At 62.5% G+C, this 12,685-nt stretch carries 9 protein-coding genes; all 9 read left to right on the top strand.

The window, feature by feature from the left end; translation table 11 throughout:
• The first annotated feature begins 53 nt into the window (after nt 1-53).
• The 9 genes from VGE08_RS15145 to VGE08_RS15105 all read left to right on the top strand — a co-directional run bounded on the left by VGE08_RS15145 (nt 54) and on the right by VGE08_RS15105 (nt 12,633).
• On the top strand, nt 54-1,394 hold the full coding sequence (locus VGE08_RS15145) for an MFS transporter (protein WP_331068745.1): 1,341 nt from the start codon (nt 54-56) through the stop codon (nt 1,392-1,394).
• A gap of 8 nt (nt 1,395-1,402) precedes the next feature.
• A complete protein-coding gene (locus VGE08_RS15140) occupies nt 1,403-2,302 on the top strand; it encodes a hypothetical protein (RefSeq protein WP_331068744.1) in 900 nt (299 codons plus the stop codon).
• A gap of 54 nt (nt 2,303-2,356) precedes the next feature.
• A complete protein-coding gene (locus tag VGE08_RS15135) occupies nt 2,357-3,943 on the top strand; it encodes an FAD-binding oxidoreductase (RefSeq protein ID WP_331068743.1) in 1,587 nt (528 codons plus the stop codon).
• A gap of 488 nt (nt 3,944-4,431) precedes the next feature.
• Entirely contained in the window at nt 4,432-5,607 is a 1,176-nt protein-coding gene (locus VGE08_RS15130) for a CaiB/BaiF CoA transferase family protein (RefSeq protein ID WP_414717498.1), read from the top strand.
• Between the two features lie 46 nt (nt 5,608-5,653).
• Nucleotides 5,654-7,726 (top strand): hydantoinase/oxoprolinase family protein, encoded by a 2,073-nt coding sequence (locus VGE08_RS15125; protein WP_331068741.1) that lies wholly within the window; start codon nt 5,654-5,656, stop codon nt 7,724-7,726.
• A gap of 25 nt (nt 7,727-7,751) precedes the next feature.
• Nucleotides 7,752-9,638, top strand: coding sequence for a hydantoinase B/oxoprolinase family protein (locus VGE08_RS15120; RefSeq protein WP_331068740.1), 1,887 nt, complete (start codon nt 7,752-7,754; stop codon nt 9,636-9,638).
• 8 nt (nt 9,639-9,646) lie between these two features.
• Nucleotides 9,647-11,269, top strand: coding sequence for a long-chain-fatty-acid--CoA ligase (locus tag VGE08_RS15115; RefSeq protein WP_331068739.1), 1,623 nt, complete (start codon nt 9,647-9,649; stop codon nt 11,267-11,269).
• Nucleotides 11,270-11,319: 50 nt separating this feature from the next.
• Nucleotides 11,320-11,586, top strand: coding sequence for a hypothetical protein (locus VGE08_RS15110; protein WP_331068738.1), 267 nt, complete (start codon nt 11,320-11,322; stop codon nt 11,584-11,586).
• Between the two features lie 39 nt (nt 11,587-11,625).
• On the top strand, nt 11,626-12,633 hold the full coding sequence (locus VGE08_RS15105; protein WP_331068737.1) for a DUF4437 domain-containing protein: 1,008 nt from the start codon (nt 11,626-11,628) through the stop codon (nt 12,631-12,633).
• Nucleotides 12,634-12,685: the final 52 nt, after the last annotated feature.

Genomic DNA, 12,685 nt, shown 5'->3' with positions numbered 1-12,685 from the left:
TGCTTCGGCTCGGATCAGCGATTCAAGATGGCGCGCAAACACTGAGAGCACCCATGGACCCCAAGATGAACGTCGGCAGCGCCGGTTACCAGGAGTTTCGCAATGCATGGCCGGTCGTGTTGGCTGCCATGTTCGGCATCGGGCTCGGCCTGTCGCCTGTGCCGTTCTACACCATTGGAATGCTGGCGCCGGAGCTGAACAAAGCCTTTGGCTGGCAGTTCGGGTCGATGATGGTTGGTGTGTCGATCATGACAGCGATCGTGCTTGTGGCGAGCCCGGCCGTGGGCTGGCTGGCCGATCGTTACGGAGTCCGGCGCGTCGCGTTGATCTCGGTGCTGTTGTTCGGACTGTCTTTCATGGCCTTCGCGCTTGGAAACGGTGACATCCGGCTCTTCTATGTCACCTGGGGAGTCACGGCCCTGTTCGGCGCGGGCACGCTGCCTGTGACATGGACGCGCGCAGTAGCCAATCGATTCGAGACACGCAAAGGCCTGGCACTGGGCCTGTCGCTGCTGGGCACGGGTATCTTCGGTTTTGCAATCAAACCGCTTACCGCATGGCTCATCGCCGCCCATGGCTGGCGCACCGCCTACGTGGTCGTGGGCGCGCTGCCGCTCGTGGTCGCCCTGCCTATCGCCTACTTCGGCTTTCATGATGCAGGCATGCGGGGCGCCAGTCTCCTCGAACGGCGGGCGTCGGACGCCGCGCGTCGGGCGGCCACACCGGGAATGAGCTTGGCCGAGGCGGCTCGGGACTGGCGGTTCTGGCTCATCGCGGTGGCCTGCGTACTGATCTCGTTCGCCGTCGGCGGCCCGATCCCCAACATGGAGAACATTCTGAGAGTGGCAGGCTTCGCGCCCAGCGACGTCGTCGGCCTCGTGGCGCTGATCGGCCTTTCGGTCATCGTCGGTCGCATTCTGGGCGGCTGGCTCATTGACCGTTTTTGGGCCCCGGGGGTGGCTTGGCTGATGCTGAGTCTGCCGGCGCTCGCCTGTTGGCAGCTGGCCACCGGCGCCATGGACATGAATACGGCGCGCCTTGCGGTGTTTCTGTTCGGCTTCGCTGCTGGAGTCGAGTACGACCTGATCGCATTTCTGGTGGCGCGCTATTTCGGCATGAAGAATTACGGCGCGATTTACGGCGCGCTGTACGCGTTCTTCGCGCTCGGCGCGGGCGCCGGCCCGGTCGTTTTCGGCAGGGTGTTCGACAAGACTGGCAGCTACAGCTCGATCCTTTTGACGGCGGGAGTCCTGTTTGTGGTCGGTGCGTCTCTGCTGCTGCCGCTGGGACGCTATCGTCGTTTCGCTCCGATCGCATCGCCAGTGGCGCCATCGGCCGTTCGAGAATCACTTCAACAGGCGCCAGCTACGGCCAGTGAGTGTCCGCTGCGATGAACTCCCCGATGCTCCGAACGACCCATCGGCTCGGCCCGGCTGTGTGCGGCACTGTGGTGGCCCGTGATGTCGGCGCCGTGGTTGACGCCTACAAGGATGGCCTGGGCTTGGTCGTCGTCCACGATAGGGTAATGCCGTCGACCATCGCCGCCGCGTGGGGTCAACCGATGTTAGCGGGGCGTCGACTCGTACTGCTGGGCGCTGACGTGCACGATCCGTCTACCCACTGGCTGCGGGTACTTCACGATCCTGACGCAACGGCGCCGCGACCAATGCAACGCGCAGGCTGGCTGGCTCTGGAGATTCTGGTGCGCGATGTGCGGGCCTTGGCGGCGCGGCTCAGGAACAGCGCGTTCAAGGTGCTTGGCGAGCCGCGGGCTCTGGAGGTCAACGACAACATTTGGGCGATGCAAGTCGCGGGGCCTGCGGGCGAAACGCTGTACCTGACTGAGGTGCGCGGGCCTGCGCCGCCCTTCCAACTGCCTGAACCCGCGCGACTGGACGCGCAGCGCTTGTTTATCCCTGTGCTCAGCGCTGCTGATAGGGAAGACGCGCTACGTTTCTATGAGGAGCTCAACGGTGTGGCCGGGTTGCGCTTCGAGACGCGGGTCTCAGCGCTCAATTCGATGCTTGGCGTCGATCCCGAGCGCAAGCGCGCGGTGGGTACGCTGCAATTGGATGGCGCTTCTCTAATCGAAGTCGACGAGGTACCGGAACACGAGCCATTGCGCGCCGACGATGCGCGTCTGCCGTCCGGTCTTGCAATGGTCAGCCTACTCGCCAGAGCCGACACTCCGTTGCCGTTGGGTGTCACCTGGCGCTCGCATGGCGAGCGGGACTGGCCTGGTCGCAACGTGGCGTTGCTGCGAGGCGCGGCGGGCGAATGGATCGAATTACTGGCGCAGTGAAGTCGTCTTCGCGCGGCGCCTGTTCAGCATTGACATGAAACGACCGAGAGCCGAATGAACCATACTGAACTCGTGGCGGCGTTGCGTGCCGCGGTGGGCGCCGAACTGGTGCTTGACGACGAGGCCGTGCGCGCCCATTTCTCACACGATCTGTTCTGGTACGGCAAACCGCCTGCATGTGTAGTGGCGCCGACGAGCGCCGAGCAGGTGCAGGCTGCGGTGCGTATCGCCACCTCGGCGGGCCACCCTGTAACGCCGCGCGGCGGCGGGATGTCGTACACCGGCGGCTATGTCGCCGATGATGAGGAGGCGGTGCTGTTAGATCTGCGGGCGATGAACCGCATACTGCAGATCGATGAGGTCAACCGTTACGTCACTGTCGAAGCTGGCTGTACGTGGGCGAAGCTACACGAGGCGCTCGCAGCCAAGGGTCTGCGCACGCCGTATTGGGGGCCGCTGTCCGGGCAGCGCGCCAGCGTTGGCGGCACAGTTTCGCAGAACAGCGTGTTCTTCGGCTCTGTTACTCATGGCAGCGCGGCTGAGTCCGTACTGAGCGTGGAGGTCGTGTTGGCCGATGGCTCGCGCCTAGTGACCGGGACGGCGGCGCGCAGCAGTGGTATTCCATTTGTGCGTTGGGGTGGGCCTGACCTGACAGGCTTGTTCATCGGCGACGCTGGTGCTTTCGGCGTCAAGATCGCAGTCAGTTTGAAGTTGATTGAGCAAGCTGCAGCGGTTGGCTATGCATCGTTCGCCTTTCCGGATTTCGCGTCCATGATTGCAGCGCAAGCCGATCTGGCGCGCTGTGGGTTGGGCGCCGAGGCGTTCGGCATTGACGCCTACAAGGCGCGCAACTCAGCGCAGACCGGCAAGAAGTTGGGTGAAGCGGCCAAGATAGCGCTGGGCGTGATCAAGAGCGGCAAAAGCCTTCTGGCCGGCGTCAAGGACGTGGCCGGGATGGCGCTCGCCGGCACGAGCGATCTGGAAAACGCGCCGTACTCGCTGCATGTGACGGTGGAGGGGGCCGATGATGCAAACGTCGACGGCCAGATCAGGAAGATCGCGGCCATTGCCAAGCGCAATTCTGGCTCGCCGCTGCCGCCGGTAGTCCCGAAGGGGATGCGCGGGCGCCCGTTCCCGCCGCTGCGCTCGGCGCTGGGCGGCGACGGCCAGCGTTGGGTTCCCGTGCACGGCATTCTGCCGCTCGGCAGCGCTGCGGCCGCGGTGTCCGAAGTCGAAGCGATGATCAAGTCGCGTCAGAGCGAGTTGGATCGCTTCGGCGTTCTGTACTCGCCGCTGACGACCAACGTGCCCAATGGCGTGCTGTACGAGCCCTGCTTCTACTGGTTCGATGAGGTGACTGAGCTGCACATCGAGGCTACCGAGCTCGAGGCCGCGCCGAAGGAGTGGATGGAGCGCAAGAATCGCCCCGATATACGCGAGTTCGTTCATGATCTGTGGTTGACCACGGCCAGGATCCTCACGCGGCACGGCGCTGTGAATTTCCAGATCGGTCGCGCCTATCCTTATCTCGATACGGTGGCGCAGCCCTACGCGGCGCTGGTGCGCGCCCTCAAGCAGCAACTCGATCCCGTCGGCTTGATAAACCCGGGCGCCCTCGGCCTGGTGCGCACGTCCGCGTAGCTCCTACAGCTCCAAGGAAGCGCAACATCAAATCACGAGTGCTCACGCGGCGACTGCACCGATTCCGCTGCTGTACGAGGCCAGTGAGCCGGGCTCGATGTTCAACGATCTGTACTGGAACGGCAGTTGCCTGACCGCGGTAGCTTCTGGTCAAGCTGCCGGTCGCAACATCGTCAAGTCGAGTCCGTCGGCAGGGCGCGCGCATGCATAAACACAGTGTCACTCAAGCGCCCGAGGCATCTGTCGCTCAGATGATGTTGCGTGTGTTTCACCTGTTGCAGGGATTTTGTGGTGTTACGAAGGCGTTGCAGGCATGGGGGCGTGAAGGCGCGCCAATTCCTGTGTTACGCAGGCAAACGAGATATTGGCAAGAGTATTGCAACTGAAGCATTGAGGCCGAAGCGCAGCGCGGACTCAGCAACCTGAAACCTGGAACCCTAATACGGAATCACACCAAACGCACCATGAGACCGCTTGAAGGGATTGTGATGCTTGACCTCACGCACATGCTGTCCGGTCCGTACGGCGCCATGCTGCTGACGGATCTGGGTGTGCACACCATCAAGGTGGAGCCGCCTGGAGCCGGCGAGGGCACACGCGCGTTGCTGGCGACGAGCGAGGATTTTTCGCGCGACGGAATGGGTGCGTATTTCCTGACGTTGAACCGCGGCAAGCAAAGCGTAGCCATCGACCTGAAGAGCGATGCGGGCCGCGAGGTTTTCTACGATCTGGTCCGCAAGGCCGACATCGTGTTCGATAACTTCAGTGTCGGTGTGACCCGCCGGCTGAAGATCGATCACGAAACGCTCGCGAAGATCAATCCGCGCATCATCACCTGCTCCGTTTCTGGCTTTGGCGAGACGGGGCCTGCGCCGGACCGGCCGGCTTTCGATCAGGTGGTTCAGGGCATGGGCGGCGGTATGTCCATTACGGGGTTCGCAGAAGGAGACCCTGTGCGCTCGGGCATACCGATCGGGGATCTGGGCGGAGGCGTATTCGGCGCCATGGGCGTGCTGGCGGCGCTCCAGCAGCGCACGCGGACGGGCAAGGGCAGTCACGTCGATATCTCCATGCTCGATGTGCAGATCTCGCTACTCAACTACATGGCGACCATGTATTTGATGTCGGGCAAGACGCCGGAGCGCATCGGCAACAGCCATTTCGTGCACGTGCCCTACAACGCATACCGCACCAAGACCGGCTACATCATCATCGCCTGCATCGGCGATGCCTTTTACGAGAGGTTCCGAGACGTGTTCCCGTGCGAGGAGCTGCGCGATCCACGGTATCTGAAACAACCTGCCCGTTACGAGGATCGCGAGCGCATCGACGCGATCATTCAGGAGGAGCTGCTCAAGGACACGGCGGAGCATTGGCTGGAGAAGTTGCGTGAAGCGCGTATCCCGTGTGCGCCAGTCAATGATTTCGCTCAAGCGCTTTCAGATCCGCAGGTTCGCGCTCGCGATATGGTCATCGACGTAAAGTTGCCCAGCGGCCAGATCGTCCAGATGCCGGGGAACCCGGTCAAGATCACCGGGATGGCGAAGGATCCCTGCAACGCACCGCCCGCAGTCGGAGAACACACCGAGAGCGTTTTGCGCACGGTGCTCGGTTACGACAACGCGCAGATAGCAGCGCTGCGTCAGGCCGCGGTGATCCAGTAGGCGCCGCCTGTGGCGACGACGCACAGAATTCAGAGAGGAAATTCAGATGTCATCCGCACCCGCGCGCACCTACCGACTCGGCGTCGATATCGGCGGCACGTTCACTGATCTGCTGCTCATCGACGAGAGTACGGGAAAAACCCATTCGGCCAAGGTGCCGTCGACGCCGTCGGATTCCTCTATCGGCGTGTTGAACGGAATCGCGAAGCTGTGCGAGCAGCAGGGCGTCGATCCGCGCAGCATTACCCACGTAATGCATGGCACTACGGTGGCCACGAACACGGTGCTGGAGGGGAAAGGCGCGCGGGTGGGCTTGGTCACGACGGCGGGCTACCGGCAGGTGCTGCAGATGGCGCGTTCGTTCGTGCCTGGCGGGCTGGGCGGTTGGGTGATTTACAAGAAGAAGCCTTTGCTTGCGCCGCTCGAGTTCACCGTCGAGGCGGACGAGCGCATCGATGCGCGCGGCGAGGTGATCAAGGCGCTCAACGAAACGGCGCTGCGCAAGAGTCTCGAGGCGCTCAAGGACGAGGGAATCGAGGCGATGACGGTGTCGTTGGTCAACGCCTATGCGAATGGTGCGCATGAGCGGCGCGTCCGCGAGATTTGCGAAGAGGTCCTGCCGGGGATCGCGGTATCGATTTCCTCCGAAGTCATCCCGGAGATGTATGAGTACGAACGCACTGAGACGACAGTCGTCAACTCTTACGTGCGCCCCGTCGTGTCGCGTTATCTGCGCAATCTGCACTCTGAGATAGACCGCAAGATGCCCGGCGTCAAGCTGCACGTGCTGCGTTCGGACGGCGGGCTGGCGTCTGTGGACGCGGCACTCGATCACCCCGTGTCGCTGCTGTTAAGTGGTCCGGCCGGAGGCGTCACTGGCGCGCTTTGGATTGCTCGGCATTCGGGCTTTCGTAATCTGCTGACCTTCGACATGGGCGGTACGTCGACGGACGTGGCCTTGATCCAGAACGAAGTTGCGCAGACGCGCCGCGAGACGCGCGTGGCCGACGTGACTGTGCGCGCGCCGTCGATCGACGTGCGCACCGTGGGCGCTGGCGGCGGTTCCATCGCTTACGTGCCCGAGTTGACCAAAGCGCTGCGCGTGGGCCCGCAAAGCGCGGGCGCCGATCCGGGCCCGGCCGCCTATTGCAAAGGCGGCGAGAAGCCGACTGTGACCGACGCCAACATCGTGCTTGGTTATCTGCCGGCGTCTTCCAAGCTCGGCGGCGATATGCAGATCGACCGCAATCGGGCCGTCAAGGCGGTCAAGAGCATTGCCGACGCGCTGGGCAAGACAGTGGAAGAGGCGGCCGAGGGAATCATCAATATCGTGAACGAGAACATGTTCGGCGCGCTGCGGCTGGTCTCGATCGAGCAGGGGCACGACCCGCGCGACTTCGCGCTGGTCGGTTTCGGTGGCGCGGGTCCGCTGCACGCAAATGCGCTCGGGCGGCTGACCGGTGCATGGCCGGTAGTGATCCCGCCCGCGCCGGGTGTGCTGTGCGCCTACGGCGACGCCACGACTCGGCTGCGCGATGAGGCTTCGCGAACCTTCATTCGCCGTTTTCAGGAGACATCGGACGTCGAGGTGCGCGACATCCTGAGCGAGTTGACCGTCATCGCACAGCGCACACTGCTGGCCGAGGGTGTGCCCAACGAGGCGCAGAGCGTCAGCTATCAGCTGGACGTGCGCTATCAGGGCCAGGGTATGCGCCTGACCATCGACGTGACCGAACAAGACCTGCGGAAAGACGGCCTCGCCGAAGTGGCGCGACGCTTCGATGAACTGCACAAGCAGCTCTACACGTTCGCGCTCGACACCGAACACGAGCTGGTCAGCCTGCGCGCCATCGTGCAAGGACCGGAAACCATGGTGCACGCCGAGCGCATGCCCGCCGGATCGGCTGACCCGTCGCACGCGCAGATTGATACATCGCAGATCTTCGTCGAGGGCGCCTGGCGTGAGGCGCACATTTACGACCGCAGCCGGCTGGGGGTCGGCAATCGCATCGCCGGGCCGGCCATCGTGCGCCAAATGGATACGACGACCCTGATCCTGCCGGGACACACCGGCGAGGTCGATGCGGTCGGCAACATCCTGATCCGACCGAACGCCTGAGCCGCATCTACGGAGTAATCGCTTCATGCCCGCCAAGATCATCCAGCCCAATGCGCAGCCGTTCCAGGCGGTCGCACTCGATTCGATCACGCTCGACATCATCGAGAATGCGCTTCGCAACGCTCGCAGTGAGATGGACGCGGTTCTGTTTCGCACAGCGATGTCTCCCGGCATCCGCGAGCAGCACGACGCTTTCCCCATGATCGCCAGTAACACTGGCAAGATGGTCGTCGGCCAGTTCGGCTCGTTCATCCATGGCTTTATCGAGGGCTACGACGGCATGATCGAGGAGGGCGACATCTTCCTCACCAACGACCCTTATTCATGCAACGGCGCGGTCAGCCATCTGAACGACTGGCTGACCTTGATGCCAATCTATCGCGAGGGGCGCGTGGTCAGCTGGGCCGCGATGTTCGGTCACATGACCGACATCGGCGGCAAGGTGCCCGGTAGTCTCCCTACCGACGCCGCGCAAATCTTCGAGGAAGGACTGCAGATTCCGCCGGTGAAAATCTTTCGCAAGGGCGAGCTGAACAGCGAGATCCACTCGCTGCTCCTGCGTAACTGCCGCATGCCGCACTGGAACCGCGCAGATCTCGATGCGATCGTCGCCGCGCTACGCCTGGCCGAGAGGCGCGTTCACGAGATCATCGACCGCTTTGGCGTGGATGAGTACATTGCAGCAATGTCCGAGATGCTCGATCGAAACCGCCGCGCGATGCGATCCATCATCCAGATGGTGATTCCGGAAAGGAAGCAGTCGTTCGAGGATTACGTCGACGACGACGGCGTCGGAATGGGGCCCTACAAGCTCGCATGCGCCATGTGGCGCGAAGGCGAGAAGGCGATCTTCGATTTCACGGGCACCGATCCGCAATCGATCAGCTCGGTGAATTTCCTCTTGAACGAAGAGATGTTCAAGATGTTTCTCGGCTCGTTCTTCATCAACCTGTTCGATCCGCAAATCCTGTTCAATGATGGTTTCTACGATCTGGTCGAGGTGCGCATCCCCGAAGCGACCATCCTCAAGCCCAGGCGTCCGGCAGCGCTGTCGTGCCGCACGCATCTGCTGGGCCGCATTTTCGACGTCATGGGCGGCCTGCTGGGACAGGGCGCGCCCGAGGCGCTGAACGCCGCCGGTTTCTCGGACAGCCCGCACCTGATGTATTCCGGCTATGACGCCAAAGGTGAGTGGTATCAGCTATTTCAGATCGGCTTCGGCGGCATTCCCGGGCGCCCGGTGGGCGACGGGCCAGATGGGCATTCGCTGTGGCCCTCGTTCACCAACGTACCCAACGAATTTCTGGAGAGCTATTTCCCGCTGCGTATCGTTGAGTATTCGTCGATTCCGGATTCAGGCGGCGCCGGTCTGCATCGTGGCGGTAACGGCGTGTGTACGGGCTACGAGTTCCTGGCCGATGGCGAGATCTCGGTTCACGACGATCGCTGGCTGACGCATCCCTGGGGCGTGAACGGCGGGCAACCAGGCTCGCGCAGCAGCAAGCGTCTGGTGCGCAAGGACGGCACGATTGAGTGGCTGCCGGCCAAGTGCGATCGCGTCAAGGTATTTGAAGGCGACATCTTGTACTTCAACACGTGGGGCGGCGGCGGCTGGGGCGACCCGCTCAAGCGGCCCGCAGATCTGGTGGCGCTCGACTGCCGACGCGGTCTGGTCACTCGCGAGGGCGCACGACGCTATGGCGTCGTCATCAACGAAGATTTCAGCGTCGATGCTGCAGCCACCGAAGCGCTGCGCGCACGGATCGAGGCGCAACGCCCACCGCTACAACTGTTCGATCGCGGCGGCTCTGTCGAGGAGCTCCGCGCGCGCTGCAAGGAAGAAACACACCTTGACCCGCCCAAGCCGCCCGTCTTCACCAAGTGGATGAAAGCGGCCAGGGCCGGTCTCTGAAGGCCGCCATGAATTCAAGGTACGAGGAAGGCATTGTGAGCGGCGGGCCCGGGATTTTTGGCGGCCTCACCGGCCTGGGCGATTTGCTCACCCGCAATGCACGCGTGTCGCCCAAGAAGCTCGGGCTGGTGTTCGAGAACACCCGTCTTACGTGGGCTGAGGTCGACGAGCGCAGCTGCCGTTTCGCCAACTCCTTGCGCGCATTGGGCGTGCGTCGTGGCGACCGGGTCGGCATCTATGCGCGCAACAGCCATCAGTGGGTCGAAGCCTTATTCGCAATTACGAAGATCGGCGCAGTGGCGGTACCGGTGAACAGCCGATTGTCGCCGCCCGAAGCCGCGTACATTCTCAATGACGCCAATGCAGTCGGTCTGATTACCGCGCAGACGGAGCTGACGAACGCGCGTAAGGCGCAAGTCGAAGCGCGAAGCTGCCGGTTTATTATCGATATCGATGCTGGTGCATCCGATGTGTTCGGATATGAGGCCTTGCTCGCTCAGGCTGACGCAACCGAGCCGGAGCTCCAACCGCCGTTGGCCGCCGACGAGCCCGCGATGCTGCTCTATACCAGCGGCACCACGGGCTTCCCCAAAGGCGCCGTCTACACGCACGGCGGCACGCTGCTCGGCATGTTCGTGCACGTGCATGCGATCGGCAGTCGCAGCACTCATCGGGTAATGCTGCCATCGCCCCTGTATTCGGCCGCGGGCATCGCGGGGATCATTTGCTCGGTCTACGTGGGCTCGACAAGCGTGATCGTCAACTTCGAGGCGGAGACCGTGCTGCGTACTCTCGAGCGCGAGCGCATCACGTTTACCAATCTCGTGCCGACGACGATTCAGCGATTGCTGGCGCGGGAAGACTTCGAACGGTACGACTTGAGCTGTCTGAACACCATTCTTTACGGCGGCTCCCCGATGCCTGCACCGGTGCTGCGCGAGGCCAAGCGCCGGTTGCCGCGTTGTCGGTTCCGGCAGACTTTCGCGTCGACTGAGACAGGCGTCGCAGGCACGGTTCTCGAGCCGGAGGATCACGATCTGGCGCTCGAGAACCCCGCTTTCGAGCATCTACTGTTGTCCTGCGGCCGGCCGCAGACCGGAGTCGAAGTGGCAATCTTCGATTCGGAAGGACGCGAGCTTCCGCCCGGTGAGGTCGGCGAGATCGGCGTGCGCAGCGAGGCCAACATCCGCAGCTTCTGGCACAACCCGGACGCTACCGCCAAGGCAATCCGCGACGGCTGGGTGTTCACCGGCGACATGGCGCGTCGCGACGAGGACGGCTATTTTTATCTCGTCGATCGCAAGAACGACATGATCGTCACCGGCGCATACAACGTGTACCCCTCGGAAGTCGAGCGCGTGCTCCAGCAGCATCCGGCGGTATATGAGGTCGCAGTCATCGGTGTGCCGTCGGCTGAGTGGGGCGAATCGATCAAAGCGGTCGTCGTCCTCAAGACCGGCCAATCCGCGACGGCCGAAGAACTGATCCGCCACTGCGATGGTCACCTCGCCGGCTACAAGAAGCCGAAATCGATCGACTTCATCGACGTGCTGCCGCGTAACCTGACTGGCAAGATCCTGCGGCGGCAGTTGCGCGAATCCTATTGGCAGGATCAGAGCCGCAAGATCTGAGGGACCGGTCAACACAGGGCGTCGTCTCGCGACATTCCGGAGAAATCGATATGACTTTTCAGAATTTGTTCATCCCGCATGAGCGCCGCGAGGAAGAGGAGCGGTGGCTGGCGGAGGAAATCGAAGAACAGAAGAAGCGGTATGAAGAAATCGTGCGCGCGATGGACGCGCTCGAGCCAACGCGCGAGCGCTGGTATGCAGAATTTCTGCAACGTATTCAGACGCGCGGCTTCAACGTCGACGGAGACCAGCGCGTGAAGATCCCCCCTGAAGACATTCCGTTGCGACCCGACCGCCCACACAAGGTCGTGTACTGATCGCCGCAATCCATTTCACCAGTTTCAAGGTACAACGTCATGGCACGCCCCCACATCGAACCATTCTGCGATCGCGACGTTCCGTTCAAGCCGATGAAGCTCAAGGGCTTCGGTAGAGGCATGCACTACAAGATGCTGAGCCTCGACACTGACACCGGCGCCTGCACGATGACTGTGCAGCTTGACGGTGGCTACAAGCAGAAGCCGGGCTTCAGCTGGTCCGAACTGGAAGTGCTGGTGATGGAGGGCGAGCTGCAGATCGGCGACAAGACGGTTGGCAAAGGCCACTACTGGTTCTTTCCGGCCGGGTACTCACAACCGGCAATCGCGAGTGCGCGCGGCTGCCTGCTGCTGATGATGTACAACACCGGCGAGCCCAGCCTGGTCGAGTCCGATACGCATCATCCTCTGTGTCGCGTCGATCGTTACCACGAGACGGACGCCTACAACGATATCCCATGGGCGGTCGGCAACGTCACCAGACCGACGGTCGCCAGCGGCTGCCTGATCAAGTTGCTCAACTTCAATGATCGCACGCACGCGTTGACCTTTCTGTACTGCATGACCCCGCACTATTGGCAGGACAACATCTCGTACCATGACTGCGCAGAGGAGTCGTATCACCTCTGGGGTACGTCGTGGATCATGCAGTTCGGTGATGTGCCCACTGGCGGTTACTTCTGGCGCCCGGCCTACGTGAATCATGGCGCGTTCGCCAGTGAGCACGGCTGTATCGCGATCGGCCGCACGGATTCGAAGCTGTTCAATCACTTCCACTACAACCCATGGAGCACTGTTGAGGAAAATCAGATGCGCGCAGTAGCGCGCACGGCGCAGCGCGACCCGCATCTGTATCAATGGATAGTGCAACATGGACACAACCACCCGCACGGACCGGAGGACTTCGAGAAGACCATGCCGCGTGTGGGGGGCGTGCACAAGTCAGATGAGCCTGATCCGAAGAAGGCGTTCAGCCACAGTCATGGTGAGCACGGTCATCACCATCATGGCAATGATCATAGCCACGACCACGACCACGAGCACTGAGCGGCCAGGGGCGGCGAACTGCGCCCTCACTGATGCAGAACGAACGAAAGAG

It is taken from the genome of Steroidobacter sp. (assembly GCF_036406195.1).
GTDB lineage: Bacteria > Pseudomonadota > Gammaproteobacteria > Steroidobacterales > Steroidobacteraceae > Steroidobacter.
The sequence above is the reverse complement of the archived record's forward strand: the minus strand, read 5'-3'. Positions and strand labels throughout refer to the sequence as shown.